31 protein-coding genes and 2 pseudogenes are annotated in these 26,299 nt (G+C 28.9%); 21 read left to right on the top strand and 12 right to left on the bottom strand.

What is annotated here, in order from left to right:
* A complete protein-coding gene (gene rsfS, locus CD56_RS02080; RefSeq protein WP_047208050.1) occupies window positions 1–330 on the bottom strand; it encodes a ribosome silencing factor in 330 nt (109 codons plus the stop codon).
* A 13-nt stretch (window positions 331–343) separates the two neighbouring features.
* Window positions 344–889, bottom strand: a complete 546-nt coding sequence (nadD, locus tag CD56_RS02075; protein WP_039628047.1) for a nicotinate (nicotinamide) nucleotide adenylyltransferase — start codon at window positions 887–889, stop codon at window positions 344–346.
* Window positions 890–948: 59 nt separating this feature from the next.
* Here nadD and gap point away from each other — a divergent pair, with 59 nt between their 5' ends.
* The 10 genes and pseudogenes from gap (at window position 949) to CD56_RS08505 (ending at window position 10,075) form a co-directional block, all read left to right on the top strand.
* Entirely contained in the window at window positions 949–1,944 is a 996-nt protein-coding gene (gene gap, locus CD56_RS02070; RefSeq protein ID WP_039628046.1) for a type I glyceraldehyde-3-phosphate dehydrogenase, read from the top strand.
* 1 nt (window position 1,945) lies between these two features.
* A complete protein-coding gene (locus tag CD56_RS02065; protein WP_047208049.1) occupies window positions 1,946–3,148 on the top strand; it encodes a phosphoglycerate kinase in 1,203 nt (400 codons plus the stop codon).
* Window positions 3,145–3,825: a triose-phosphate isomerase gene (locus CD56_RS02060; protein ID WP_047208048.1), complete on the top strand. Its 681-nt coding sequence runs from the start codon at window positions 3,145–3,147 to the stop codon at window positions 3,823–3,825. The genes CD56_RS02065 and CD56_RS02060 overlap by 4 nt, the downstream gene beginning before the upstream one ends.
* Window positions 3,826–3,828: 3 nt before the next feature.
* Window positions 3,829–5,463, top strand: a complete 1,635-nt coding sequence (locus CD56_RS02055) for a hydrogenase small subunit (RefSeq protein WP_047208047.1) — start codon at window positions 3,829–3,831, stop codon at window positions 5,461–5,463.
* Window positions 5,464–5,588: 125 nt separating this feature from the next.
* Entirely contained in the window at window positions 5,589–6,134 is a 546-nt protein-coding gene (locus tag CD56_RS02050; protein ID WP_047208046.1) for a hypothetical protein, read from the top strand.
* 13 nt (window positions 6,135–6,147) lie between these two features.
* Window positions 6,148–6,840, top strand: a complete 693-nt coding sequence (gene dut / locus CD56_RS02045; protein WP_039617693.1) for a dUTPase — start codon at window positions 6,148–6,150, stop codon at window positions 6,838–6,840.
* The gene (locus CD56_RS02040) at window positions 6,837–7,547 is read left to right on the top strand and encodes an EI24 domain-containing protein (RefSeq protein WP_047208045.1); all 711 of its coding nucleotides are present in this window, start codon (window positions 6,837–6,839) and stop codon (window positions 7,545–7,547) included. The genes dut and CD56_RS02040 overlap by 4 nt, the downstream gene beginning before the upstream one ends.
* Window positions 7,540–7,947 carry a pyridoxine 5'-phosphate oxidase family protein gene (locus tag CD56_RS02035; protein WP_039628036.1) on the top strand — a complete coding sequence of 136 codons (408 nt, stop codon included), beginning with the start codon at window positions 7,540–7,542 and terminating at the stop codon, window positions 7,945–7,947. Before CD56_RS02040 ends, CD56_RS02035 begins: the two co-directional genes overlap by 8 nt.
* A 130-nt stretch (window positions 7,948–8,077) precedes the next feature.
* Window positions 8,078–8,734: pseudogene (locus tag CD56_RS08510) on the top strand (cache domain-containing protein); the annotation flags it as partial.
* 114 nt (window positions 8,735–8,848) lie between these two features.
* Window positions 8,849–10,075 (top strand): methyl-accepting chemotaxis protein, encoded by a 1,227-nt coding sequence (locus CD56_RS08505; RefSeq protein ID WP_308401028.1) that lies wholly within the window; start codon window positions 8,849–8,851, stop codon window positions 10,073–10,075.
* 31 nt (window positions 10,076–10,106) lie between these two features.
* On the opposite strand, the gene fldA is transcribed toward CD56_RS08505, so the two are convergent.
* The 5 genes from fldA to CD56_RS02005 all read right to left on the bottom strand — a co-directional run bounded on the left by fldA (window position 10,107) and on the right by CD56_RS02005 (window position 13,622).
* A complete protein-coding gene (fldA, locus tag CD56_RS02025) occupies window positions 10,107–10,598 on the bottom strand; it encodes a flavodoxin FldA (protein WP_039617689.1) in 492 nt (163 codons plus the stop codon).
* A complete protein-coding gene (locus CD56_RS08055; protein ID WP_052768358.1) occupies window positions 10,599–11,291 on the bottom strand; it encodes a hypothetical protein in 693 nt (230 codons plus the stop codon).
* 3 nt (window positions 11,292–11,294) lie between these two features.
* Window positions 11,295–11,612, bottom strand: a complete 318-nt coding sequence (locus tag CD56_RS02015) for a DUF2325 domain-containing protein (protein WP_039625466.1) — start codon at window positions 11,610–11,612, stop codon at window positions 11,295–11,297.
* An 86-nt stretch (window positions 11,613–11,698) separates the two neighbouring features.
* Window positions 11,699–12,832, bottom strand: coding sequence for a tRNA pseudouridine(13) synthase TruD (gene truD, locus CD56_RS02010; protein WP_047208758.1), 1,134 nt, complete (start codon window positions 12,830–12,832; stop codon window positions 11,699–11,701).
* A complete protein-coding gene (locus CD56_RS02005; protein WP_047208043.1) occupies window positions 12,801–13,622 on the bottom strand; it encodes a thiamine-phosphate kinase in 822 nt (273 codons plus the stop codon). Before CD56_RS02005 ends, truD begins: the two co-directional genes overlap by 32 nt.
* Window positions 13,623–13,719: 97 nt before the next feature.
* Between CD56_RS02005 and CD56_RS02000 the strand changes: the two genes are divergently transcribed.
* From CD56_RS02000 to CD56_RS01950, 11 genes are read left to right on the top strand one after another with little or no spacing between them, the layout of a single operon-like run.
* Window positions 13,720–14,358, top strand: coding sequence for a DUF5644 domain-containing protein (locus CD56_RS02000; protein WP_052241334.1), 639 nt, complete (start codon window positions 13,720–13,722; stop codon window positions 14,356–14,358).
* Window positions 14,359–14,367: 9 nt separating this feature from the next.
* Window positions 14,368–15,072 carry a hypothetical protein gene (locus CD56_RS08050; RefSeq protein WP_052243072.1) on the top strand — a complete coding sequence of 235 codons (705 nt, stop codon included), beginning with the start codon at window positions 14,368–14,370 and terminating at the stop codon, window positions 15,070–15,072.
* Window positions 15,056–15,451, top strand: a complete 396-nt coding sequence (locus CD56_RS01990; RefSeq protein WP_047208042.1) for a hypothetical protein — start codon at window positions 15,056–15,058, stop codon at window positions 15,449–15,451. The genes CD56_RS08050 and CD56_RS01990 overlap by 17 nt, the downstream gene beginning before the upstream one ends.
* Entirely contained in the window at window positions 15,444–16,100 is a 657-nt protein-coding gene (locus CD56_RS01985) for an RsmD family RNA methyltransferase (protein ID WP_047208041.1), read from the top strand. The genes CD56_RS01990 and CD56_RS01985 overlap by 8 nt, the downstream gene beginning before the upstream one ends.
* A gap of 57 nt (window positions 16,101–16,157) precedes the next feature.
* Window positions 16,158–17,204: a flagellar basal body P-ring protein FlgI gene (locus CD56_RS01980; RefSeq protein WP_047208040.1), complete on the top strand. Its 1,047-nt coding sequence runs from the start codon at window positions 16,158–16,160 to the stop codon at window positions 17,202–17,204.
* Window positions 17,204–17,569, top strand: coding sequence for a rod-binding protein (locus CD56_RS01975; protein ID WP_039617679.1), 366 nt, complete (start codon window positions 17,204–17,206; stop codon window positions 17,567–17,569). The genes CD56_RS01980 and CD56_RS01975 overlap by 1 nt, the downstream gene beginning before the upstream one ends.
* Window positions 17,570–17,629: 60 nt before the next feature.
* Window positions 17,630–17,836: a hypothetical protein gene (locus tag CD56_RS01970; protein ID WP_047208039.1), complete on the top strand. Its 207-nt coding sequence runs from the start codon at window positions 17,630–17,632 to the stop codon at window positions 17,834–17,836.
* A 43-nt stretch (window positions 17,837–17,879) separates the two neighbouring features.
* Window positions 17,880–18,314: a flagellar export chaperone FlgN gene (gene flgN / locus CD56_RS01965; protein ID WP_039617675.1), complete on the top strand. Its 435-nt coding sequence runs from the start codon at window positions 17,880–17,882 to the stop codon at window positions 18,312–18,314.
* Window positions 18,315–18,324: 10 nt separating this feature from the next.
* Entirely contained in the window at window positions 18,325–20,154 is a 1,830-nt protein-coding gene (gene flgK, locus CD56_RS01960) for a flagellar hook-associated protein FlgK (protein WP_047208038.1), read from the top strand.
* Window positions 20,154–20,903 (top strand): TIGR02757 family protein, encoded by a 750-nt coding sequence (locus CD56_RS01955; protein ID WP_047208037.1) that lies wholly within the window; start codon window positions 20,154–20,156, stop codon window positions 20,901–20,903. The genes flgK and CD56_RS01955 overlap by 1 nt, the downstream gene beginning before the upstream one ends.
* Window positions 20,888–21,640 (top strand): TSUP family transporter, encoded by a 753-nt coding sequence (locus CD56_RS01950; RefSeq protein WP_047208036.1) that lies wholly within the window; start codon window positions 20,888–20,890, stop codon window positions 21,638–21,640. Before CD56_RS01955 ends, CD56_RS01950 begins: the two co-directional genes overlap by 16 nt.
* Here CD56_RS01950 and CD56_RS01945 read toward each other — a convergent pair.
* The 5 genes and pseudogenes from CD56_RS01945 to CD56_RS01925 all read right to left on the bottom strand — a co-directional run bounded on the left by CD56_RS01945 (window position 21,637) and on the right by CD56_RS01925 (window position 26,296).
* A complete protein-coding gene (locus CD56_RS01945; protein WP_047208035.1) occupies window positions 21,637–22,797 on the bottom strand; it encodes a type II secretion system F family protein in 1,161 nt (386 codons plus the stop codon). The two genes, CD56_RS01950 and CD56_RS01945, sit on opposite strands and share 4 nt — an antisense overlap.
* Window positions 22,794–24,308, bottom strand: a complete 1,515-nt coding sequence (locus CD56_RS01940) for a GspE/PulE family protein (protein WP_052768357.1) — start codon at window positions 24,306–24,308, stop codon at window positions 22,794–22,796. Before CD56_RS01940 ends, CD56_RS01945 begins: the two co-directional genes overlap by 4 nt.
* Window positions 24,301–24,630 (bottom strand): transformation system, membrane protein CtsX, encoded by a 330-nt coding sequence (locus CD56_RS01935; protein ID WP_052241327.1) that lies wholly within the window; start codon window positions 24,628–24,630, stop codon window positions 24,301–24,303. The genes CD56_RS01940 and CD56_RS01935 overlap by 8 nt, the downstream gene beginning before the upstream one ends.
* Window positions 24,611–26,001: pseudogene (gene mshL / locus CD56_RS01930) on the bottom strand (pilus (MSHA type) biogenesis protein MshL). Before mshL ends, CD56_RS01935 begins: the two are co-directional and overlap by 20 nt.
* Window positions 25,973–26,296, bottom strand: coding sequence for a hypothetical protein (locus CD56_RS01925; RefSeq protein ID WP_039628027.1), 324 nt, complete (start codon window positions 26,294–26,296; stop codon window positions 25,973–25,975). The pseudogene mshL and the gene CD56_RS01925 overlap by 29 nt, the downstream one beginning before the upstream one ends.
* Between the last annotated feature and the right edge of the window lie 3 nt (window positions 26,297–26,299).

Genomic DNA, 26,299 nt, shown 5'->3' with positions numbered 1-26,299 from the left:
CTAGTTTTGATTTTCTTTGTTTAAACTTTTTAAAAATTCTTCTATATTATATTTTGCTCTATAAGTTTCATTCATTAAGTGAATCAAAATATCTCCCAAATCAAGTACAGTCCATTCTTCACTACTTTCTATATTTAAAAACTCCTCACCCTTGCTTTTAAGATTAGTTTTTAAATCATCAATCAAAGAAAGCGCATGTCTTTCCCCCATAGTAGTAGCAATCACTACAAATTTGACAAAATAATCCCTATCTTGCATATCAAAGGTTTCTATTAAATCTGCTTTTTTATCATCTAAAATTTGCACTATATTATTAATTCTTTCTTGCATTGTTTTCCTTTTGTTAAATATTTTTAAATTTAGAATAATAAAGCTTAACTTCTTCTTTGATTTGCTCACAAACTTGTGATGTTTGCAAGGTTTCTCTTATAAAAGAAGAAGAGATATCTACTTTAGTATCTAAGGTTTTAAAATGTTTTGGTATAAAAATACCATCTCTTTTAGCTACAACAAATTCTACCAAATTTTGCAATCTTTCAAATTCATGCCATTTTTCAAGACTTTGTAAATGATCAGCTCCCAAAATAAGATAAAATTTAGAAATTTCATATTGTTTGTACAAAAAATCAACACTTTCTATACTAGGTACAGGTCTTTGTTTTTTTATTTCAAAATCACAAATTTCAACTTTTTCCAAACCTCCCCAAATCATCTCACACCATTTTAAGCGTCTTTGTTCATTTGCGGTAAATTCTTGCTTAAAAGGGCTAATAAAAGTTGGCATAATAATGAGCTTATCAAGCTCTAAATTTGCTAGCGCATTAAAGACTATAGCATTATGCCCTAAATGAGGTGGATCAAAACTGCCACCAAAAAGTGCGATTTTCATTAAAATTTAACCTTTTTTTAGTAGAATTTTACCTACTTAATCATAAAAAGGAAATGAAAATGGCTGTAAAAGTTGCAATAAATGGTTTTGGACGCATTGGAAGATGTGTTGCAAGAATTATTATGAAGCGCGATGATATCGAGCTTGTAGCGATTAATGATACTACTGATATAGAGCTTACTAAATATCTTTTTAAATATGACACCGTTCATGGGGTATATGATGGTAGTGTTGAAAATGATGGTGATGATTTAATAATTGATAATAAAAAAATAAAAGTTTTAAAAAGTAGAAATGTAGCTGATTTAGACTTTGCAAAATATGGCGCACAGATTGTTTTAGAATGTACTGGCGCACACTTAACTATGGAAAAATGTCAAGGATTTTTAGATCATGGGGTACAAAAAGTTATCATGAGCGCACCTGCAAAAGATAAAACTCCAACTTATGTTTTAGGGGTAAATGCTCACGAATACAAAGGCGAAAACATCATCTCAAACGCAAGTTGTACTACTAACTGTCTAGGTCCAATTTGTAGAGTTTTGCAAGATAATTTTGGCATAGAAAAAGGTTTAATGACAACTATTCATGCCTACACAAACGGACAAAGCATTATTGATGCAAAAGCAAGAGATAAAAGAAGATCACGTGCTGCTGCTCAAAATATCATCCCTACTTCAACAGGTGCAGCAAAAGCTATGAAACTTGTTATGCCTGAACTTGATGGAAAATTACATGGTCAAAGCATGCGTGTACCTGTAGCTGATGTGTCAACTGTGGATTTAACTGCAACTTTAAAGAAAAAAGTAAGTAAAGAAGAAATCAACGAAGCCTTTAGAAAAGCAGCTGCTAGTAATTTAAAAGGTATATTATTGGTTGATGATGAAGAAAGAGTTTCAAGTGATTTTATAACTTGCTCTTATGGTGCAATTGTAGCAAGTGATTTAACTCAAGTAATTTGTGATGATTTTGTTAAAGTGGTTGCTTGGTATGATAATGAATGGGGATATTCTTCTCGTTTAGTAGATATGGCAGTATTCGTAGCAAAGGCTTAAGATGAGTAGTATTTTATCGATTAAAGATATTGATCTTGCAAAGAAAAAAGTATTTATAAGATGTGATTTTAATGTTCCTCAAGATGAGTTTTTAAATATTACTGATGATCGTCGTATTCGCTCAGCTATCCCTACCATAAGATATTGTTTAGATAATGGTTGTGCAGTTATTTTAGCTTCACATTTAGGGCGCCCAAAAGAAATAGCTTCAAAATATTCTTTAGAACCGGTTGCAAAAAGACTTGCACGTTTAATGGCTAAAGAAGTCATCATGGCTAAAGATGTTATAGGTGAAGATGCAAAGAAAAAAGCTAGTGAATTAAAGCCGAGTGAAATCTTACTTTTAGAAAATTTACGCTTTGAAAAGGGAGAAACTAAGAATGATGAAAATTTAGCCAAAGAACTTGCTTCTATGGCCGATGTTTATATTAACGATGCTTTTGGGGTTTGTCATAGAGCTCATGCTAGTGTTGAAGCTATCACTAAATACTTTGACAATACACACAAAGGTGCAGGCTTTTTACTCCAAAAAGAAATCGAGTTTGCAAGTAATCTCATCAAACACCCTGCGCGTCCTTTTGTGGCGGTAGTAGGTGGCTCTAAAGTAAGCGGAAAACTACAAGCTTTGACTAACTTACTTCCAAAAGTAGATAAGCTTATCATAGGTGGAGGTATGGCCTTTACTTTCTTAAAAGCTCAAGGTTATGATATAGGAAATTCTCTTTTAGAAGAAGATTTAATTGAAGAAGCAAATAAAATCTTACTCAAAGGTAAAAATCTAGGTGTAAAAATTTATCTTCCTGTGGATATTACAGCAGCACAAACTTGCTCTCAAGAAGCAGTGATGAAATACACCCCTGTACAAGAAATTCCTGCGGGTTGGATGGGGCTTGATATAGGTCCAGCTAGCGTAAGGTTGTTTAAAGAAGCGCTTTCTGATGCTCAAACTATATGGTGGAATGGACCTATGGGGGTTTTTGAAATAGATAAATTCTCAAAAGGTAGTATTAAAATGAGCCATTATATTAGCGAATCTCATGCAACAACTGTAATAGGCGGTGGTGATACTGCTGATGTTGTAGCAAGAGCAGGTGATGCTGATGAGATGACTTTCATTTCAACTGGCGGTGGAGCATCATTAGAACTTATAGAAGGAAAAGAACTTCCTGGTGTAAAACCTTTGACTATAAAGGATAATGAATGATTTTTGCAGCAAATTTAAAGTGCAATCACACAAGATCAAGCTTTGAACTTTACGCTCAAAAATTAAACCAAAACTTAAACAAAGAAGATGAAGTTTTCATCTTCCCTCCTAGTGTAGCTTTCTTAAAAGACAATTTTTCCTTCCAACAAGGCGCGCAGAATTTCTACCCTTGTGAAAATGGAGCGTATACTGGAGAAATAGGTAAAATTCACTTGGAAGAATTTAGTATCAAAAGTGTTTTAATAGGCCATTCTGAAAGAAGAGCTTTAAGTGAAGATGAAAGCTTTTTAAGGGCTAAATTTGATTTTGCAAAAAATCTTGATTTTAATATCATTTATTGTATAGGCGAAAGTTTAGAAACTAAAAATGCTAACAAAAGTTTGGATTTTTTAAAAAAACAAATTGAAAATATTGACTTATCTTATAAAAAACTTATCATAGCTTACGAACCTATTTATTCTATAGGCACAGGAGTTAGTGCCAATCTTGATGATATTAACACTATACTTAATTTTTTAAGAGAATTTACCAACGCTAAGCTTTTATATGGTGGAAGTGTCAATCAAAGCAATGTTAAAGAAATTTGCGCTTTAAAAAATTGTGATGGAGTATTAATAGGTTCGGCTGCATTAAATGCAAATGATTTTTTAAATATGATACAAATAGCTAAAGGTTAAAAAATGTCTTTAAGCAATGAAAAATTAAAAAGCATATTAGAGCATAAAATCGCTCTATTGGAAAACTCACACAAAGAAGAAAAAAATATCTCATTAGAGGCTGTAAATTCTATTATTAAAATTTTAGGTTTACCAAATGATTTTAGCCCTTTAGCGCATAGATATTTTCAACTTCACACCCCACCTAGCCTTATATGGCTTCATTTAAGCGAATGCACAGGGTGTAGTGAAAGTTTGCTTAGAACTTCATTGCCTGATTTTTTGGATTTAATTTTTGATTTTATTTCTTTAGAATATCATGAAACCTTTATGAGCGCAAGCGGACATCAAGCAGAATCACATCTAGAAGAAATTTTAGAAAAAAAAGATTTTCTTTTAGCTGTTGAAGGTGGGGTTTGTGCTATAGATCCTTTTTATTTAACCATAGGAGCACATGGTGAAAATGGATATGAAATTTTACAAAAATGTGCTAAAAATGCTAAAACAATCTTTGCTATGGGGACTTGTTCAAGCTATGGAGGAATTCAAGCTGCGCATCCAAATCCTACCAAAAGCATAGGAATTTCTAAAGTCTTAGAAGAAAAAGTAATCAATATACCAGGTTGTCCTCCAAGCGATGTAAATATCATCGCAGCACTTTGTTTTTATATATTATTTGAGCAGGATATGGCTTTAGATGAACAAAATAGACCTTTAGCTCTTTATGGAAAATGCTTGCATGATTTATGTGAAAGAAAGGCTAAATTTGAAGCAGGAAATTTTGCTCAAAGTTTTGATGATGAGAATATAAAACAAGGCTATTGTCTTTTTAAGGTAGGTTGTAAAGGACCTTATGCTTACAATAATTGCCCTAAGGTTAAATTTAACTCCAAAACCTCTTGGCCAGTAGCTGCAGGACATGGATGCATTGCTTGTAGTGAAGAAAATTTTTGGGATGATTTTGGTTTTTATGAAAAACCTATGAGTAATGAATTTGCTTATAATGATTTTTCTATTATATTAGATGATAAAATAGCCCATAGTAGTTCTATCGATGAGCTTAGTTCAGATAATATTTTACTAGATTTAGAAAGTGAAATTAGTGGGATTTTTTATCTAAATGATATAAAGATTAATTTTTTAGATTTTAGTTTTGAAGCTAATCCTAAAGTTTTTTTAAATAATTTTGCAAAAACCAAAATGGCTATGACTTTAGTGCAAAATTATCAAGAACAATTTAAAACATATTATGATTTTATACAAGAAAATTATAATGATGAAAGCAAAATTAGTAATAATATCTTAGATTTATTTTATTTTATCTATCCATTTATTAGCGGAAAAAAATTAAACCATTTAGATGAGTTTTTAGATCTTGCTTTAGCTTATAAGTTTAAACATCCTAGCAAATTTGATTTTAAAATCACAATTAACGAGCAAGCAAAACTTGATGTTTCTAAATCTATGCGTATGCCTTTGATTTATATTTTAGGTGGCTTAGATAAAGAAGCCATTGCCTTTGGGTTGATTTTTTCTTTAAAAGAACATTTAAAACAAGCTTTAAAAGTATGCAAAAAAACACACAATAAAAAGCAAATTTTAATATGTGCAAAAAATGAAAAATTATTAAAATTATTTTGGGATTTAACGAGCATTTAAAGACTTAATGTTAAAATATTTATCTCCCTAATATTTGAAATTTGCAAAGTATAAAAACTTTGCAAATTTGTTTAAGATTGAGTTATTTTGACGATATAGCTTTATCTTGACTTGAAAGGAATGTTATGCAAATTTCTAGTTATAATTCTCAAAATTTTTCTATGGATATTAAAACAAAAAATGGCAATCATCTTTCTTTTTCTATGTATGATAAAAAAGAGGCAAAATTTGACAAAGATGGTAATTCGGCCTCTTTAAGCCTTAGAAATCAATTTGGTTTTTCATTCTCATATAATGGAACCAAACTTTCACAAGATGAAATAGAAGAAATAAAAGAAGCAGTAGCTAAAGTACAACCTCAAATCGATGAATTCATGAAAAACTCAAGAGTAGGAACTTTAAAACCAAAAGAGCTTATCACCACTGCAATGAAAATTGGCAATGCTTTACCTGAACCAAAAAATGAAGAACATAAAAAAGCTACTTTGCACGAATTGTTTAACACCATGGATAAGAGTTTAAACAAAGAAATAAATAAAACTGATCTTGAAGATATTAAAAAGCAAATTTTTCAAGATAGTGCTAAATTATTAGAAGAAATTTGGGAACAATACAACAAACAAAAAGAACAAAAAGAAGAAGATAATAAAGAATTTGGATTTTATGCTTAAAAAAGGAAACAACATGGAAGTAAAAGATATTTTAAAAAGCATGCTAGAACTCCAGCAAAAACTAAATGATGAGACCAATGGTATAGGTTGGGAAAACGGCTATACTAAAGAAGGCAAATTAATTAGTTTTAGAAGATGTATTTATATGGAGTGTGCTGAGCTTATTGATTCTTTTGCTTGGAAACATTGGAAAAGCATACATACTCCTGCAAACTGGGATAATGTACGCATTGAAATAGTGGATATATGGCATTTTATTTTAAGTTTAATTTTAGAAGAATATAAAGAAAAACAAATCGATGATAAAAACTTCATAGCAGAAGAAGTTTCTTCTGTAACTTTTTTTGATGATTTTTGTAAAGAAACTTCTAATCCAAGTGAAGCAGATATTTATGGAATTTTAAATGATATTGAACTTATTATTCATAAATGCAGTGGATTTGATTATGATTTAGGTGAACTTTTAAGCGTGTATTTTGTTTTAGCTAGAAAATGTGGTTTAAATTTCTTTGAGCTTTATAAAACCTATATTGGAAAAAATATATTAAATCAATTCAGACAAGAAAACGGCTACAAAGAAGGCAGCTATAAAAAAACATGGAATGGCACAGAAGATAATGAAGTTTTAAATCAAATTTTAAAAGAAACGCTAGATTATAAAGAAATTTATCAAAAACTTCAAGAAAATTACAATCAAATTAAATGAGTATATTATATCTAAGCTTGCAAGATTTTCTTAGCAAGCCTTTTTTAAAATTTTCTCTCTTGCCATTTTTAATTAGTTTATTTCTTTTTGCCTTACTTGTATATTATAGCTATGATATATTCTTTTCTTACATAGAAGATGTAGTTAGCGGTTCTTTTATGGCTTGGTTTTTTAGCTTTTCCATAGTGCAATTTTCACTTGCATTTTTAAGTGTCATAGGCGGATTTTTCATAGTAGTATTTGCCTCAGTATTTTTTACTATGTTAATAATTTCTTTTTTAACTCCTTATATAGTCAAAAAAATCAATCAAAAATATTACAACCATTCTATACAAAAAGAAGTAAACTCTTTAGAAGTTTTACTAAAAACATTCAAATTTATACTCATCTCATGCGTATTGTTTGTAGTAGCTACTTTCTTATTGGTTATACCCTTTGTTAGCATTGTAATTTATTATGGAGTATTTTATTGTTTATTTCACAAACTTTTATTATTAGATGTGTTAAGTAATGTCTTAGATAAAAGCAATTTTGATGATTTTTATAAAAACTCATCACCTTTGTATTTCAAAATTATCACTTTGATCTTTTTTGCTTTATCAAGCATACCTTTACTCGGTTTATTTTTACAAGTATTTTATGTAATTTTTTTAACTCACTTAAGTTATCAAAAAATTTTAAAACTTAAAGCTAGTAACAATGGATGAAAGAATTAAAAATTTCATCCATTCACAAAAACTTTTAAATTTAAGCATGCTTGATGAGGATGGTGGAGTATATTGTGCAAGCTGTTATTATGCTTTTGATGATAAAAATTTAGCTTTAATTTTTGCCAGTGAAGAGCACACTAAGCATATTCAACTTTCCTATAAATCCCCTAAAGTGGCAGTTAGTATAGCATTAGATACAAACATTATTAATCTCATTAAAGGAGTGCAAATTAAAGCTCTTTTTCAAAAAGCCACCATAGAACAAGAAAAAATATATTATGAGAGATTTCCTTTTGCAAAATTTGCTAATGCTTATATTTTTGCTTTAAATATACAATGGGCAAAATACACTGACAATAAAATTCTACTCTCCAAAAAATTAGAATTTTTTATTTAAAAATATTTCGCAATATAATATTTTTTAATAAAAATAAATATTTTTTATAAAATTTTAAATATTTTTTCAATAAAATCTTATAAACTATTATAATCATAGAGTCATATATTGACTTTTTCAAGGAGAAAAAATGCTCTCATCGCTAAAGAAGTACCTACTGGGAAATTTTTCCAATAAAATAGCCTTTTTGGTCTGTATTTTTGTTGTAGTATTGCTATGTGTTTTGGGTTTTTTTAACTATGTTAAATCTAAATCCAATAGCCATACACTACTAGTTCAGTTTCAACAAAAAGTTGCTTTTGATGTTAGTAAAAGATTTGATTTATATGCAAGCGATAGACGTAATGTGATCAATTCTTTAACAAAATACATTAAAGAAAATAAAAACAATCTAACCCCAGAGCAATACACTAGTTTACTAAAATCCATAGGAGATTCTTTGGGTTTTGATTTAACCTATGTAGGCTTTGAAGATGGTAAAATATTTAGATCCAATGGCAACAATCAAACTCCAGAAAGCGGATATGATCCTAGAGCTAGAGGGTGGTACAAAGAAGCTAAAGAAAAAAGAGAGCTAGTTGTTACAGAACCTTATATATCATCTAGTATGAAAAAACCTACTATTTCTTACGCCAGCCCTATTATGGAAAATGGTAAAGTTATAGGCGTTGTTGCAGCTGATTATGATTTGAAAAAATTCTCAGAAGAAGTTTTAGCCATAGGCAAAACACCTTATTCACATGCAGCGGTTTTAGCTCATGATGGAACTTATCTTTTTCACACTGACTCATCTAGAATTTTAACTTCAACAGACATTAGTAAAGATATTATTTCAAGCTACTTTAAAACACCTGAAGGCGCAAACAAGACCCTTTCTAAAGATATTTTTAAAGTTCAAACCATGGAAGAAGGAACCAAGGCTTTAATTTGTAATGGCAGTATTAATCCAAAATACACTATTTGCTCTATAGCTGATTATGATTTTTATAGTGATGCAGCCAAACAAACACTAATGGAGCAAATTATTATCTCTCTAATTGCTATTTTTATAACCTTGATATTTATTAGAATGATTATTTCATATAATCTTAAACCTATTGCAATTATTTCTTCGGGATTACATAATTTCTTTAACTATCTAAATCACAAAGACGCTCATTCTCATCCTATTAAACTTAAAACTCAAGATGAATTTGGAAAAATGGCCGATGAAATCAATGAGAACATTGAAATTATTAAAGAGGCGTTAAGTAAAGATGCAAAAGCTATTGAAGAATCTGTAAATGTTGCTAGAAAAATAGAAACAGGTGAGCTTGATTTACACATTAGCTCTCATGCTAATAATCCGCAAATTCAAGAACTCATAGAAGTTTTAAACAAAATGCTTACCACCTTGCAAACAAAAATAGGTCGTGATTTAAATGAAATTCAAGCTGTATTTGATAGCTACAAACATTTAGATTTTACAGCAGCTATCAACACACCAAAAGGCGATGTAGAAAAAGCAATCAATGCACTAGGAAATGAAATTAAAAATATGCTCTCCCAATCACTCAATCAAGGTGAATTGTTAAACCAAAAAGCTGAGGCGCTCAAGCAAAGCATGCAAGAACTTACCAATGATGCCACACATCAAACCTCATCACTACAAGAAAGCGCAAGAGCTTTAGAGCAAATGAACTCAGCTATGAGTGAAATTTCCATTAAAGCACAAGATGTAGTAAAGCAAAGCAATGATATCAAAAGTGTTACTACGGTGATTTCAGATATAGCTGAACAAATTAATCTCCTTGCATTAAATGCTGCTATTGAAGCTGCACGCGCAGGAGAACATGGACGTGGCTTTGCTGTTGTTGCCGAAGAAGTTAGAAATCTAGCAGAAAGAACTCAAAAGTCTTTAGGTGAAATAGAAGCCAATACTAATATCTTAGCTCAATCTATAAGTGATATGGGAGATTCTATCAAAGAAGAGGCAAATGACATTAGTCAAATCAATGAGTCAGTTGCTACTATAGAAAAGCTCACACAACAAAACTCTCAAACAGCTATAAGAACTAATGCTATTGCTAATGAAGTAGATTCTTTAGCACAAGATATATTAAGTGAAACTAAAAAAAGAAAATTCTAAGTTATATTAGATGCCTAAAGGCATCTAATATTTAAGAAAAAGAAGGTTTGATTTGCTCTAACCAAGCATCAATTCTACTTTCAGTTAAATCCTCATGATTATCATTATCTAATGCAAGTCCTACAAACTTATCGCCTTCTACGGCCTCACTTGATTCAAAAGTATAACCACCTGTAGAAACAGCGCCTACTAAATTTGCACCTGCTGCTTTTAAAGCTTGAGCAAGTTTACCCATAGCGCTGCAATATGTATCTGAATAGCTTTCACTATCTCCCATACCAAAAACTGCAACAGTTTTGCCACTAAGATTTAAAGCAGAAAAATCAAAACCATCCCAATCATCTTGAAAATCTCCGCTTCCCCAAGTAGAAGTACCACAAATTAATTTATCATAAGAATTAATTTTTTCTGCATCAATATCTGCGATATTTAATACATCAGAAATTCCCATTTTTTGAGCAATCATATTTGCCGCACTTTCAGTATTACCCATAGAGCTACCATAAATTACTGCTATTGACATTTAACATCTCCTTAAAATTTGATTATTAATAGTATAGGGAACTAATTTTAGCAAAGTTTTGTTATTTTCACATAAATTATGTCTTATTTCTTTATTTTGAGTGAAATTTTTATTTCTTGGATACACAATATAAAATCTTTCAAAAGAATTATCTTTTATAAATTGTAAAGCAAGCTCTACATCTTTATCACTATCTTTATAAAATAAAGGCATAACTGCCATTTTTTCATTGATGATAATAATGTTTTTATCAAGCTTTATCTTAGATTTTGTATTGCTTTTGCAAATTTTATCATATACAAAAGCCTCAAAAGCAACTTGCAAAGGTAAAGTAAAAATAGGTGATAAAAACACATTTTGTATTAATTTAGCTAAAGCATATTTTGGTTTCTTTGCTTCAAGCTCTAATTTATTTAAATTTCCTTCTTTATATGCTTTGATGATTTTATGAGAATATGGACAAAATTGCTTTACTTTACTAAATCTCAAAGTTCTTTCTGCGCTCATATTTTGAATTTTTAACTCAAAAATATTTCTTAAACAGCCAGCTTGTTTTGCATAGACATAAGGTATTTTTAGATCATCTTCAACCAAGGAATTATATAAATTTAAAAAAATATAATTAATACTTTTTTGCTCTAAATCTCTAAATATTTTAGGTATAAAATCCTCTTTTTCATTAAATCCAAACATACACTAAGCCTTCTTTGCACACTCATAAGCTTGATCAAGTCCAAAAACTTTACAGTACTCACAATAAACACAACTAACACTGCGTTTAGCACAAACTAAAGGTATATTGCGTTTTTTTGCCTCTGTTTTGATTTTTTTCATAGTATTATGATTTAAAAAACTAGTCAGCATAACTATACATTCAGTATTTTGTGGAATGGGTTTTCTATTTACCCTATTTTCATTTCTAGCATCCCAATGCTCTATATTTTTTGCACCTAGGTTTGTTAAAACTGCCTTAATTGGAGTTATTTCATCTGCTCCGATAACCAAAACTGACATTGAGCTTTCCTTTTTATAAAAATGATAATTGTTATTATAATTTATAAAAGATAAATTTTAACTGATACTCAATATCAATTTTAAAATTATATATTATGTGTTTGTTCAAAGATGTCTGTGTGTAAAATTTCCTCCAAAACCACCGTGGCATACGAGCCTTTTTGCAAGAAAAACTCCAAAGTAAAATGAGCTTTTTCTTCATCATAATAACTTTTGCAATCTTGCAAATAAGACCACATAAAGCGCCTTGAACCTTGCATTCTATCTTTAAACTCATATGCAAAAGAAAAAATCTCATCTTCTAATTTTTTAGCTAGACCTTCGTTTGCTTCATAAGCTTTAGAGCCTATTAAAAGACCCATTGCGCTAATATCTTTTTGATTAAATCTTTCTACTTCACTTGATAAATCTTCACATATAAAACATTTACCAAAAGGATAATGTCCTAAAACTTCACCCTTTAAAAGCTTAAAAAACTGTGTTTGATTTTTTAAACTTTTGATTTCTTCTTTTTCTAAACCATAAATTTGCTTTATTTCTTTTTCACTAAAGTCATTAATAAAATGTGATAATTCCACCCTTTTGCTCAAATATCTATTAAAAAGCTCGCTTTGAAAAGCAGAAATTAAAAATTCTTGCATTTTTTTATTTTTGATTTTTTTGCCTTTTAAAATTTCTAGTCCTTGTGAAAAATTATCTTGAAATTTGCCAAAACGCTGATATCCAAAATAATTAGCAAAACCTTGTTTTTGGATATTTTTAAAAGCTTGTTCTATTTTTAAAGCATCCACTTTTGAAACTTTTTTTAATCTTATAAAAAATGAATTTCCTTTTAAATGCCCTATTCTAAGTTTATTATCATGATAAAAAGTTTCTAAAATTTTCATCTTATCATGTTTAAAATTTCTTAAGCTCTCTTCAAATTTTTTAGGCATAGAAATATATTGAAAAGTTAAACCTTGTTTATCTTTTAAACCGCTATAGCCAAAATCTTTCATTTTAACACCGCTTTGCTCACTTAAAATTCTCAAAGCCTCGCTAGTGCTAAGATCTTTTTTTTGTATATGCAAAATTAAATGTTCACCTTTGCCACTAAATTCATATAAAGGCTTTTCTCTTACTACAAAATCATTGCTATTTTTTGAAAAATACACATCTATCGGGCTATGTTTTAAAGCATATAAGGGTTTAAAAATGATGTTCTCTTCCATAAAATTTATACCTTCCTGTTGTTGTTTTTGCAAAAATATTTAGTTTAATTCTATGTTTTTTTGCCATATTTTGTATAAATGCTTTATGTTTTTTATCAAAAGCAAATAAAATTTCATATTCTTCTGCACTATTTAAGCTAAATTTATCTAATTTTTTAAGGAATTTTATACTAAGTTGGTTTTGAAACAGCATTCTTGATAAGTCTTTATTTAAACCATCTGAAATATCCATACTTACTCTAACTTTTTTTGCTATATCATAAAAAAAATTTTGTCTCAAACTAGGTTTTATAAAACGATGTTTAGAATGCAATTTTCCACCGCGAAATAAAATATTTAAACCTTTTAAACTCTCACCTAATTTCCCACTAAAAGCAAACAAATCTCCTTTTTTCAAACCTTTTCTAAAAATAGCCTTTTTATTTACTTTAGAAATAATAGTTACACTAATATTGATTTTATTATCCGCTATAGTATCTCCACCTATAATTTGTACCCCAAATTCTTTTGCACTATCTAGTAAGCCTTTTTGTAAAGCTTTAACTTGTTTCATTTCTAAACATTTTGGCAAAGAAAGCCCTAAAAGAGCATATTTTGGCGTAGCATTCATAGCAATTGCATCAGAAATATTAACAAGCATAGCCTTTGCTCCAACTTGCTCTAAACTCATCCAAGAACGCTTAAAATGCACGTCTTCACAAAATAAATCTTTAGAATAACAATATCCATCGATGATTGCCCCATCATCTCCATTGATAGGATTAGCAAAGGCATTGATAATAATTTTTTCTTTATCCATGTGAATATTTTATACAAAAAGCTTTTAATTTTATATAATAATCAAATTTTTATAAGTTTAAAATGTATATAATGAAAAATAATACCAAGGATAAAATATGCAAATAACTTTAAGAATTTTTCGTTTTGATAAAGATAGTGATTATTTAGCTTATTATAAACCTTATGTTTATGATAGTAAAAATTTTAAAAGTGTTTATGATATTTTAGTGCAAGTGAAAAAAGATGATATATATTTTGACTTTGAAGAAAATCCAGAAAGTTGTATTAAAATCAACCAAGTTGCCCTTAGACAACGAAGAGATTTAAATAATATCATTGAGAAATTTGGAAAAGAACTCATCATAGAACCACTTGACACCAAAAGAGCAACCAAAGATTTAATCATGGATAAAAGTGATTTTTTAGAAAAACTCGAACTTTTTAAAGGACTTATTGATATACACGATATAGAACTTTATAAACAATATGACTTTTTATATTATACAAGTGAAATTAGAGAATTTTTACCTGAGTATCTTGGCGATAGTTTTTTTATCTTTGCTTATAAGATGTTGCTTAAATATCCAGAAAAAGCACCGCAATTTTTAAAATTAGTCGCAGATGAAGAAAAAGGAATTTACTATCATACTAAATTTAAAAATTTTATTTCATCAAATGAGCTTGATTATGAATCTTATATTAAAGAATTAAAAGTAATGCTTGTAAAATCAGGCCTTGCAAGAAGTATTTTTTAAGGAATTAAAATGTATAAAATTTATACTAATAGCAATAATGATTTATTTTGTTATTTTGATATCATCAAAGATGCTTTAGATAAAGTTGGAGTTCAAAGCGCATTATGTGAAAAGCCTTTAGGTAAAAATTATTTTATTATTGATTATGATCCAAAAGAAATACTAAATGAGTATTCAAGAATGATGAATGAAGATAATATCTTAGCTTGCGAATACAGCTCTTATGAAATTATGAGTAAAATTGAAAAAATTCAATATGCTCCAGAAGTTTTTTTAAAGCATCTTAAACAAGAACACATTAAACATTTTTTTGAGCAATTTAATATAGGTGTTTATCAAGGATTTTCTAATGCAAATTTTTCTTTAGAACTTACTAAAATACTTAAAGCAAATATCATAGACTTTGAAAGGAAATACAAAAGCTGTGGCTATGGATTTTTAAATTTAAATGCTGAGCTAGCTTTCAAAAGTGCTGCTGCTACAATGTTAGATGCTTATGATAGTGGTTGTGATTTTTTAGTAGTTGAGGATTTTTATTCTTTTTATATGTTTGACAAATGCTATAAAGAATTACAAGCTATTTCAAATAGAAATTTTGAAGATTTTTATATTTTAAGTTTTGCAGAGCTTGCAAATTTAGCCCTAGGTATAGTACCATATACTTTAAAAAAACACAAATTAAAAGTGAGTTTAATCAATGAAAATCGCTCTTGAATGTAAAGATTTAATTTTAGAAAAAACTTTAGAAATTGCCTTGAAAGATTTTTTAGTTTTAAAAAAAGATTGTGATTTTTTAGTCTGTGATGAAAAAATCAATACACAAAAACCACAATTTATCATCAATAAAAAATCAAATTTTTTAACCCCTCCTTTTAATATGCAAGAATTGCTTAATGCCTTAAATGATTTCAATGCAAGTTTGCAAAGTATTGCTTATAAGATTGCTATGCGTGAGAAAAAACTTATGAATCAAAAATGTGAAGCCATTTTAGAGCAATTGCGTCAAGAAAGTCATGAAAAAATCGATGCGATATTTGATCTTTACAAAATAGAGTTAAAAAACCTCATCAAAGAAGAAAATAATAATGCATAAAACACAAGAATATCAAAGCGTAAAAGATTTTTTAAAAAATTACAAAGAGGATAAAAAAACAAACTCAAAAAAACAAACTCAAAAAATTTACACCACCATAGAAAGTGGAATCTATAAGGGTAAAAAAATTTTACTTCCTAGTCTAGACATCACAAGAAGTACCAAAAGCATAGTAAAATCTTGTGTTTTTAATGTTTTGCGTTTTTCTTTACAAGATAAGGTTTTCATAGAAGCCTTTGGAGGAAGCGCTTTAATGGCATTAGAAGCAAGAAGTAATGGTTGCTTAAAAAGCTATGCCATAGAAAAAGATAAAAAAGCTTATGAAATCGCTTTAAAAAATGCATCTAGTATTGATCAAAACACCATTTGTCTCAATGATGATACCTTTAAAAAAACCCCTCAAATTATTCAAAATTCCAAAGAAGATATTATTTTATATCTTGATCCACCTTTTGATATTAGAGAAGGTTTTTTTGATATTTATGAAAAAACTTTAAAATTGATAGAAAATATAAAAAATTCAAATGTTAAAATCATCATCATAGAACATCACAGTACTTTTAAAACTCCAACTAAAATACAAAATTATCAAAAAACTAAAGAAAAAAAATTTGGTTCAACCACTCTAAGTTTTTACTCCTTTGCATAAATTTGGAACTTTTTTTGCTTTAATTTATGAAAATAGCATAGATTAAAGGAAGAATCGATGAGAATATTATTTTTAAGCTTAGTGCTAAGTCTAAGCGTTTTTGCAGCTACTATTAAAGAACTTACCAATGTAGTAGGTGTTAGAGATAACCAACTTATAGGATATGGTTTGGTTGTTGGTTTAAATGGAAGTGGAGATGGCACAAGTAGCGAATTTACCCTACAATCTATTTCAAATATGCTTCAAGGTATGAATGTAAAAGTTAGCCCAGGTGATATAAAATCAAAAAATACAGCAGCAGTAATGGTTACAGCAAAACTTCCTGCTTTTGCAAGAAGCGGAGATAAGCTTGATGTAAGTGTAGCTTCTTTAGGTGATGCTAAATCTTTACAAGGTGGAACCTTACTTATGACAGCTCTAAAAGGGGTTGATGGAGAAATTTATGCAGTAGCTCAAGGTTCATTAGCTATAGGTGGACTTAGTCCAAGACCAGGTGCAGCAGGAACACACTCAACCTCAGCAAATGTTATTAATGGTGCAGTAGTTGAAAGAGAAATACCTCAAAATTTCAGTCAAACAGATGATCTGATTTTAAGCTTAAAAGAAGCAGATTTTAAAACAGCTAACAATATAGAAAGAGTTTTAAATACTATTTTTGATACAGATATAGCAAAGGCTTTAGATTCTAGAACTATAAAATTAACAAAACCTGAAGAATTTTCTCATGTTGAATTTATGGCAAGAGTATTAGAACAAGATATAGCTTATACTCCAGAAAGTAAAGTGATCATCGATGAAAGAACAGGAACCATAGTAGCGGGAGTAAATATAGAAGTTGAGCCTATATTAATTACCCATAAAGATATCACTATAAAAATCGATCCAAACAATACTGTAGCTTTAGGACAAAATGAAATCGATATGAAAGATGGTGGTATTTTAGATCCTGTATCTAATACTTTAAAAATCACAAACAACAAAACAACAGTAGCAAACATAGCTAGAATGCTAAATAAACTTGGAGCAGCACCAAATGATATCATAGCTATTATGCAAAATCTAAAAAGAGCTGGTGCAATTAGTGCTGAATTAGAGGTGATATGATGAGAGTTGATAATTATTTAGCGAGTAAAAACTATAGCAGTGAACTTTATGAAAGTATTACTAAACACAATAACAGCTACAAGGCTGCTAAAAATTATGCAGATAGTGCTTTTAAAAATGATTTAACTCATATACAAGCATTAAATGATGAAGATAAAGCTTTAAAAGAACAAACTGACGCTTTTGAAGCTTTTTTAATCAAAAGCGTTTTGGATATTTCTTTAAAACAAGAAAATTCTTTATTTGGAAAAGATGCAAGTGATGAAATTTATTCATCTATGTATAATGATACTATGAGTAAAGCATTAAGCGGGGGGTTAGGTTTTTCAAAATTATTATTTGATTATTTAAAAGAAAGGGGTTAAGTTATTTTTTTAAGTGTCGATATAGTTCTTAGAGTTTTTCAATAGAACTGGAGGCTTAAAATGATAAACCCTATACATCAAAGTTATGTAGCGCAGGTTGCTACTAATGATATAAATAAAACAGAAAACAAAGAAAACAACAAGGCAAAAGAAACTCAAAAGGCAGAAGAAAGTAAAGCATCTATCATTGCTTCTCAAATTAAAAATGGCGAGTATAAAGTAGACTTACAAGCCACTTCTAAAGCAATAGCAGATTCTTTATTATAATTTTTATCCTTTTTTGGGTTAGTGCCTAAGAAAGGATAAAAAAATGGTTAAACAACACTTAGACGAAACAAATTCTATTTTAGAAAAACTCATCAATCTTACTTTAGAAGATATAACCCAAATTCAAGCTGCTAATCACCAACATGTTAGCAAAAGCGTAGAGGAAAAAACTAAACTTGTAAATGATTTTCAAATTGCTAAAAAAAATCTTGATAAGGCTTTAGTAGAACTTAGCAATCAAGGAAATAATAAAGGCTTAGATGAGCTTTTAGATGATGAAGATAAAGAAAAACTTGCTCTTTTAAAGCAAAATTTAAACACCTTGCACCAAAAAAATAAAGAATACGCTAAATTAGCTCTTATTATTAAAAATTTTTATGACAATCTTCTAAACACAATGTTTGAACAAAATGGAACAAATAATGCTTATGGAGATCAAAAAACAATTCCAGATTCATTATTTAAGATCAATGTTTAAAGGTTAAATCATGGGAATTTTTGATAGCTTATATACAGGGGTTAGCGGTATTAGAGCTGCTGAACTTCAAATTAATACAACAGGCAATAATATCTCTAATGCAAATGCAGTATTTTATACTAGACAAAGAGCTGTACAAAGTTCTGGAATGTCCATTGATAGAGGTGGTTTGCATCTAGGGACGGGCACACAAATTGACACCATAAAAAGATTACATGATGAGCATTCTTATTATGAGTTAAAAAATGCCACCACTCAGCAAAACTATACAAATTATTTAGGACAAATTTTGCAAGAGGCAAGCCAAAGATTTCCTGATATGCAAGGTACTGGTATTTTGCAAGATTATAAAAACTACTATGATGCATGGAATAACTTTGCATCTAATCCAAGTGATGGAGCAAGCAAAATAGATCTTATTGAAAGTGCAAACACACTAACTCAAAATATACAAAAAACACTACAAGATCTTAATAAAATGCAACAAACTGTCAACGAGCAAATCAAACAAACTGTAGATGAAATCAACAACATTGGTCAAGAGATTGCAAATATTAACAAACAGCTTGAAAATGAAGAAGTTTTACCAACTGATAATGCAAATCAACTAAGAGATAAAAGAGATGAACTTGAACTTAGGCTTTCAAAGCTAGTTAATGCAGTAGCTTGGAAAGGAACAAGCTCTCAAGATAGTACTTTAGAATCTACCATGACTGATTCAGGAAGATATTATGATTTAAGCATTCAAGGTTTTAGTATAGTAAATGGTTCTAGCTTTCATCCTTTAAAACTAGACAATAATAATCCTAATGGATTTTATCAAATTTATTATGAAGTAAATGATGAAAATCGTTACGATTTAACCAATAAAATTTCAGGCGGGCAACTTGGTGCTCAGCTTGATCTTAGAGGTAGAAACTATGATGGTAATCATGATACTTACAGCGATGGAAAATTGCAAGAATATAAAGATATGCTAAATACTTTTACAAAAACACTCATAACTCAAACTAACAATGTCTATGCTCAAGCAGCTACAGATAGAGTTAATTCAGATGATTTAAAAGGATTAAAACCTGATACTTCTTTAATGAGTTATGATAAAAACATTCAAGCAGGAAGTTTTGATATAACAGTTTATGATGAAAAAGGCAATGCAGTAGCCACAAGAACCATCAAGATTGATGTCAATACAACCATGGAAGATGTTATCAAGCAAATTAATGCAGATATTGATGATAACAAGAATGGTCAAGGTGGTGATGATTTAAATGATTATTTTCAAGCTTTTTATCATTACGATGGACAAAGTGATAGCGGAAATTTCCAAATCAATAGCTTAAAAAAGGGCTATAAAATAGCTTTTAAAGATAATGGTACAAATTTCCCAGGTGCTTTAAATGTATCTTCATTTTTTAATGGCCAAGATGCAAATGATATTAATGTCAACTCAAGCATTAGAAATGATCCAAATAGTTTAAAAGCAAGCTCAAATGGTGTTGATGGAAATAATGATGTAGCAAATGCCATGCTACAACTTCAAACCCAAAAAGTAAATTTTTACAATAAAGATGGTACAGTAGATACTATGTCTTTAGATGGATATTATAGAAAATTTACAGGTCAAATTGCTTCAGATGCTGAAAGCAATGGTTTTGCGCATGCAACTAATATGACAGTATTTAATACAGCCTATGCAGAATATCAATCAAAAAGTGGTGTAAATACCAACGAAGAATTAGCAGCACTCATACAATATCAAGCAAGTTATGGCGCCGCAGCTAAAATCGTAACCACTGTTGATCAAATGCTTGAAACCTTACTTGGTTTAAAATCTTAATGCAAATTAAAGCTCTTTTAGATGAAGCTATCTTAAGCAAAAATACTCAAAAAGAGCTTTTCTCTCATCCTGATCCTTTACAAATTGCAAGTATTTATAAAGATGAAACCATAGCCTTACTTTGTGCTTTATTTGCTTATGGAAATGCTAAAAATATTGTAAATTTTTTAAAAAAACTTGATTTTTCCTTGCTTGAAAGAAATGATGAGATTATTAAAAAAGAATGTAAAAATATAAAATACCGCTTTCAAAACTCTCAAGACATAGCTCAAATTTTTATCACACTTAAACGCTTAAAAAATGAAAATAGTATAGAAAATATTTTTACCGAGGCCTATCAAAAAGAACAAAACATCACACAAGCAATAAAAGCCTTCATGGAAATAATTTATAAGCTTAATCCTTATAAAAGCTATGGTTATGAGTTTTTCTTTTCAAAAGAATTTAAAACCCCAAAAAGTCCTCTAAAAAGATACAATATGTATCTTAGGTGGATGGTAAGAAAAGATGAGCTTGATTTGGGTTTGTTTAAAAATATCGATAAAAAAGATTTACTCATACCTTTAGATACCCATACTCATAAAGTTTCATTGAAACTTAAGCTTTTAAAGCGTAAGATTTATGATTTTAAAAGTGTTTTAGAGCTTACTCAAAGTCTTAAAAAATTTGATCCACAAGATCCTATAAAATATGATTTTGCTCTATATAGAATCGGACAAAACAAGGAAAGCTTATGGGGCTTGAATTAACTTATTATGTGATTTTATTTTTTGTTGCTGCTTTTGCAGGCTGTGTTGATGCAATTGTAGGTGGTGGTGGACTTATTACCATACCTGCTTTATTTGCTTGTGGTATTCCTCCTCATTTAGCTCTAGCCACTAATAAGCTTCAAAGCACCTTTGGCTCACTCACCGCAGTTTTAGCTTATAGAAAATCTATGCATATAGAGAAAATAGCTTTAGGAATTTTATTTACTGCTATTGGTGCAGCCATTGGAACTTATGCGGTTTTATTAATAGACCAAAATGCTGTTAAAATCATTGTATTAGTTTGCCTTATTTTGATCTTTTTATATACTATTTTCAAACCTGATTTAGGTCATGTACATAACAAAGCTAAAATGAGCACCACAAGTTTTCAAATCACTTTTGGTTTATTACTTGGCTTTTATGATGGCTTTTTAGGGCCTGGAACTGGGTCTTTTTGGATTTTTGCTTGTGTGATATTTCTTGGTTTTAGCATGAAAAACGCAAGCATTAATACTAAAATCTTAAATTTTACTAGCAATGTAGTAGCTTTAGGGGTATTTTTATACTCTTATGAGGTGCTTTGGAAAGTTGGCATTTTAATGGGTATAGGCCAAATTCTAGGCGCCTTTGTAGGTTCAAAACTAGTTTTAAAAACACAAGGAACTTTTATCAAAAAACTCTTTTTAACCATGGTTGCTTTAACCATAGCTAAGGTTGCTTATGATTATCTTGCTTAAATTCCTTGACTAATTTGCCACATAGGCAAAAATACACCTAAAGCTAATACTAAAATCAAACTCGCCATAAAAATTGTCATCAAAGGTTCTAAAATAGCCAAAAGTCTTTGAGTATAATTTTCTTTTTTATATTCATAAAATAAAGCAAGCTCGTAAGTACTTTCATCTAGTTTAGAACTTTTTAAAGCTAAATTTAACATTCTTATCACAAAAGAATCAAAAAGCTTTGTCTTAGAAAAAGCTTGAGCTAAATCAAGTCCTGATTCAAATAAAGTTTTTGCAACAAACATTTTATTTTTAAAAAATTGATTTTCTATACCTTCACACGCATATTCAAAAGCTCTTTTTATATCCACACCTGCTTTTAATAAATATGAAAAAATTAAGAAAAAACAAAATTTATCTTGAAAAAATATTATTTTTCCAAAAATGGGAGTGTAAAAAAGAATTTCATGAAAAAATAAAGACTTTCTAAAAGAATAAGCAAGCATTATAAAAAATCCAATACCTAATAAAATAAATACATAAAAATGTTTAAAAAAATCTCCTACAATAAAAAGAATTTGAGTGATTTTTGGTAAATCTAATTCAAGTTGCAAAAATAAAGTCTTAAATTCAGGTAAAACCAAAATCATCAGTACAAAAAAAGCTAAAATAATACATGTAAAAACGAAAAGTGGATAAGTTATAGCCTTTTTAAACTGCTTAAAACTATGAAGGTTTTTCTCTTTTAGATTAATGATAATCTCAAAAGCCTTATATAAATCCTCCTTACCATCACAAATTTTTAAAACAGCACATTCTCTAGAATTTAAAATACCTCTAAAAGCTTCATTATAAGAGCTTCCATTTTTGAGTTTATTATAAATCACACTAAATATTTTAGCTACATATACATCATGATTTGATCTTGCAAACTCTAAAATAGCCTCTTGCAAGCTTAATCCTGCTTTTAAAACCATATTTAAATCTTTAAGGATAAAAATAAGCTCTTCTTCTTTGATTTTATGTTTTGTTACTCCAAGGTGTTCTTCAACACTAATAATATTTTCAAATGATTTTTGTGCAAGATTTCTAGCTTCATATAGATTTTTAGCTTTAATTATACATTGCTTTTGCTCTTTGTTTAAAGCATAAAAAATAATAAATTTTTTCAAAAACCAATCTTTCTTAGCTCATCTACACTTGTCAAACCAAGCTTAATTTTTTCCAAAGCATCTCTACCTAAAGTTAAAAAACCTTTTTTTAAAGCATAAGTTAAAATATTTTCATAATTTGCATTATTTTCTATCATACTTTTTAAATTATGATCTAAAAACAAAAATTCAGCCACCATTAAGCGCCCTTTATATCCACTATACATACACTTAGCACAACCATTTGCTTTATAAAATTTTCCTTCAAAAACTTGATTTTGAAAATGAAATTTTTCATCGCTAGCTTCTTTACATTCACATAGTTTTCTTACCAAGCGTTGGGCTATGATCAAATTAAGTGCATAAGCTATTAAATATTCTTTTGCACCCATGTGCTTCATTCTAAAAATAGCTTCTATAGCACCATTAGTATGCAAGGTACTCAAAACCAAATGTCCACTTAGGGAAGCTTTTAAAACTATATCCAAACTCTCCTCATCTCTAATTTCACCCACCATAATCACATCAGGATCTTGCCTTAAAACTGCTCTTAAAGCTTTGTGAAAATCAAAGCCGGTTTTAGAATTTAACAAAATTTGCTGAGCATGTTTAAGCTTGTATTCTATGGGATCTTCTAGAGTAATGATTTTTTTATTTTGGTCAAACTCATTTAAAATAGCATGCATGAAAGTACTTTTACCACTCCCTGTTGGCCCACAAAATAAAATCAAACCATAGGGAGCATTCATACATTTTTTTAACGAGGTTAAATTTTCTTCTTTAATAAAAAGTCTATCAAGTTTTAAAACATACTCATCTTGTTTTAAAATTCTAAACACTATACTTTGTCCAAATAACAAAGGCATAATTGAAATTCTAAAATCATATTTTTGTTCTAAAATAACCTTAGAAAAACTCCCATCTTGGGCTTGTCTTTGCTCTGCTACATTAAGCAAAGCAATGATTTTTACATGCATTAATAAAGCCTGATAAGAACTCACATCAAAACTATGGATATATTTTAATTCTCCATCTATTCTAAATCTTATCAAAACTTCATTTTCCAAAGGCTCCAAATGAATATCACTTGCTCTTAAAAAACAAGCATAAGTTAAAATTAAATTCAAAAACTGCTCTAATAAAAACTCATCTTTATTTTCATCACTTTTTAAATTAAGTTCTAATTTATCAAGGTAGTTTTGAAAGCAAATTAAAAATTTAATCCTTTCTAGCAAAAATTTAAATTGTGTAAGATCACAAAGAAAAATTTTAACAACCTTTAAGCGGTATAAATTTTGTATTTTTTCTAAAATACTCTCATCTAAAGGCTTTAAAGAAGCTATATGAATATTTTCATCATCTTCATAAAAACAAAAAATATTATATTGTTCTATTAAAGAAAAAGGCAAAACATGAAGATACTTTTCTATTTTGAGAGTTTGATTTAAGTCTAAAATTTCTAATTTATACTCTAAAGCCAATTCTTGCAAAGAAAGTTCATTTAAAGTTTTTATTGCTTTTATATCATTCAAAATAATTTCCTAAAAGTTTTTCATACTCTTCTTTAGCTTTTAAAGCATCTTCATGCTTTCCAAGTTTTAATTTAGCATTGATAAAAACTAGCCACGCCTCTTTTTCTAACAACTCAAATTCATTTGCCTCAATAGCCCAAAAGATAGCTTTTTGATAATCTTTTATTTGATAAAAATATTTAGCTAAATTTAGAGCATTTTCATAACTTGGATGATTAATAAATTTTTCATAAAATACATTTTGCTCAAAACTTTCATTTTGAATATTCATTGCATTTAAAAAAGACAAACAAATTAAAAAATTAAAACATATCATCTTCATGTTCAAAACCTAATTCTTTTAAGCTTAATACTTTTTTATCAGCTCTTATTAAACTTGGCTTGATGATAAAAACTATTTCGCTAATATCTTCTAAATTTTGCTTTCCTTGAAATAAAGCTCCAAAAAGTGGTATTTTAGATAAGGCACTGACTTCATTATGATTACTAATCGTATTTTTACTAATCAATCCACCCAAAATTAAAGTTTGCCCATCATCAACTTCAACTACAGTAGAAAGCTTTTTTTGTATGGTATCAGGTGCTATATTTCTTGGTTTATTTTGTCTATGGTTATCAACACTATATTTAAAATCACTCAAACTAGGATTAATTCTAAGCATGATTTTGTGATCATCTGAAATTTCAGGCAAAATATTTAGTAAAATTCCTACAAAAATAGAATAATTATTATAAGTCTCACTAATGGTCGTACCATTTTCAGTACCCTTAGAGCTTTCTTTTACTTGATAATTAATCGTATCACCTATGGAAATAATAGCTTGTTGATTATTAAGCGCCATAAGTTTTGGGTTAGAAAGCACAGTAGTTTTGCCATTTTCTTGTAATAAATTTAAAATAGCTTTAGTTTCAACATTGGCTTTAAGATTGATATTTCTAACACCGCCTTTATTGATTATAAAATCATTATCATCTCCATTAAGTTTAAAAGCAAGCTCTTGCCAGTTAATCCCACTTGAATGACTTTTATTTAAATGTACGGCAACTATACTTACATCAATTAAAACTTGCTTTTTAAGTCTTTTATTTAAATCTTTTAAATATTTTTCAACTCTTGTAAGCTCATATAAAGTAGCATTTAAAGTGATAATCCCTGCATTAGTATTAATAATAGGCTTAGTTGTATTTTCATCTAATAAAGCTTGTATTTCTTCTGAAATTTTTTCCCAAAAATCAAATTTATCCGTGCTAATGACTAGATTATCTGCTTCTTTAGTACTATCATAATCACCTTGTTTAGGTCTTGAATCTACTGAAGCTTTGGTGATACTTTGCCCTTCTCTAATAGAGCTTATATAGTGCACTTTAAAAGTTTTAACTTGTCTTCCATAAATTTTTAAAATATTTTTTCATACTCATAAGCAAGATTATTCTCCATCAATAAAAGTTTAAAAATTTCTCTTAAAGACATTTTTCTTATGTGTAGATAATTTTGAGTATAATTTAACTTTTCTCTAGCTAATGAATCTTTTATTATAATACTAAAACCACATTCTCTACCAAGTTCATTTAAAATTTCGATCAAAGAAGTTTTATTTTCTACACTTATATCAAAAAAGCGCTGATGACACTGTGAGGCAAAAACATTTGTAAAAGTTAAAATACTAATAAATAAAAATATTATTTTTTTCATACAATTTTAAAACCATGATTTTTTCTTCCTTTATCAATATAACTTGAGAATTTTTAATCTCGACAATCTTAAAACCTTCAATATCATCATTCAAAGCATACCATTTATCATCAATCTTAACTTTATTAGAAACGATAGCTTGTAAGGAAAAATCAGATTTTATATTTGTAGTTTTTTGAAAAAAAGGATCTTGAATCAAAGAAAAATCAACATCATTACAACTTTGATTCAAAAATGGGTACTTAGCACCAAAAGCACCAAGTACCCATAAACTCACAAGTAAAAATCGAAGCAAATT

Origin of the sequence: Campylobacter lari (genome assembly GCF_001017575.1) — a bacterium.
Taxonomy (GTDB): Bacteria; Campylobacterota; Campylobacteria; order Campylobacterales; family Campylobacteraceae; genus Campylobacter_D; species Campylobacter_D lari_C.
The sequence above is the reverse complement of the archived record's forward strand: the minus strand, read 5'-3'. Positions and strand labels throughout refer to the sequence as shown.

Bases quoted from the DNA above. Each gene is read 5' to 3' on its own strand.
- CD56_RS01955 (WP_047208037.1), top strand. From the start codon at position 20,154: ATGCAAATTAAAGCTCTTTTAGATGAAGCTATCTTAAGCAAAAATACT.
- flgN (WP_039617675.1), top strand. From the start codon at position 17,880: ATGGTTAAACAACACTTAGACGAAACAAATTCTATTTTAGAAAAACTC.
- CD56_RS01950 (WP_047208036.1), top strand. From the start codon at position 20,888: ATGGGGCTTGAATTAACTTATTATGTGATTTTATTTTTTGTTGCTGCT.
- CD56_RS02040 (WP_047208045.1), top strand. From the start codon at position 6,837: ATGAGTATATTATATCTAAGCTTGCAAGATTTTCTTAGCAAGCCTTTT.
- dut (WP_039617693.1), top strand. From the start codon at position 6,148: ATGGAAGTAAAAGATATTTTAAAAAGCATGCTAGAACTCCAGCAAAAA.
- CD56_RS02065 (WP_047208049.1), top strand. From the start codon at position 1,946: ATGAGTAGTATTTTATCGATTAAAGATATTGATCTTGCAAAGAAAAAA.
- CD56_RS02005 (WP_047208043.1), bottom strand. From the start codon at position 13,622: ATGGATAAAGAAAAAATTATTATCAATGCCTTTGCTAATCCTATCAAT.
- CD56_RS01980 (WP_047208040.1), top strand. From the start codon at position 16,158: ATGAGAATATTATTTTTAAGCTTAGTGCTAAGTCTAAGCGTTTTTGCA.
- CD56_RS02000 (WP_052241334.1), top strand. From the start codon at position 13,720: ATGCAAATAACTTTAAGAATTTTTCGTTTTGATAAAGATAGTGATTAT.
- CD56_RS01935 (WP_052241327.1), bottom strand. From the start codon at position 24,630: ATGAAGATGATATGTTTTAATTTTTTAATTTGTTTGTCTTTTTTAAAT.
- CD56_RS02015 (WP_039625466.1), bottom strand. From the start codon at position 11,612: ATGTCAGTTTTGGTTATCGGAGCAGATGAAATAACTCCAATTAAGGCA.
- flgK (WP_047208038.1), top strand. From the start codon at position 18,325: ATGGGAATTTTTGATAGCTTATATACAGGGGTTAGCGGTATTAGAGCT.
- CD56_RS02055 (WP_047208047.1), top strand. From the start codon at position 3,829: ATGTCTTTAAGCAATGAAAAATTAAAAAGCATATTAGAGCATAAAATC.
- fldA (WP_039617689.1), bottom strand. From the start codon at position 10,598: ATGTCAATAGCAGTAATTTATGGTAGCTCTATGGGTAATACTGAAAGT.
- rsfS (WP_047208050.1), bottom strand. From the start codon at position 330: ATGCAAGAAAGAATTAATAATATAGTGCAAATTTTAGATGATAAAAAA.
- CD56_RS02060 (WP_047208048.1), top strand. From the start codon at position 3,145: ATGATTTTTGCAGCAAATTTAAAGTGCAATCACACAAGATCAAGCTTT.
- CD56_RS01975 (WP_039617679.1), top strand. From the start codon at position 17,204: ATGAGAGTTGATAATTATTTAGCGAGTAAAAACTATAGCAGTGAACTT.
- CD56_RS08055 (WP_052768358.1), bottom strand. From the start codon at position 11,291: ATGTTTGGATTTAATGAAAAAGAGGATTTTATACCTAAAATATTTAGA.
- nadD (WP_039628047.1), bottom strand. From the start codon at position 889: ATGAAAATCGCACTTTTTGGTGGCAGTTTTGATCCACCTCATTTAGGG.
- CD56_RS01970 (WP_047208039.1), top strand. From the start codon at position 17,630: ATGATAAACCCTATACATCAAAGTTATGTAGCGCAGGTTGCTACTAAT.
- CD56_RS01985 (WP_047208041.1), top strand. From the start codon at position 15,444: ATGCATAAAACACAAGAATATCAAAGCGTAAAAGATTTTTTAAAAAAT.
- CD56_RS08050 (WP_052243072.1), top strand. From the start codon at position 14,368: ATGTATAAAATTTATACTAATAGCAATAATGATTTATTTTGTTATTTT.
- CD56_RS01990 (WP_047208042.1), top strand. From the start codon at position 15,056: ATGAAAATCGCTCTTGAATGTAAAGATTTAATTTTAGAAAAAACTTTA.
- CD56_RS02035 (WP_039628036.1), top strand. From the start codon at position 7,540: ATGGATGAAAGAATTAAAAATTTCATCCATTCACAAAAACTTTTAAAT.
- CD56_RS02050 (WP_047208046.1), top strand. From the start codon at position 5,589: ATGCAAATTTCTAGTTATAATTCTCAAAATTTTTCTATGGATATTAAA.
- gap (WP_039628046.1), top strand. From the start codon at position 949: ATGGCTGTAAAAGTTGCAATAAATGGTTTTGGACGCATTGGAAGATGT.
- CD56_RS08505 (WP_308401028.1), top strand. From the start codon at position 8,849: ATGGAAGAAGGAACCAAGGCTTTAATTTGTAATGGCAGTATTAATCCA.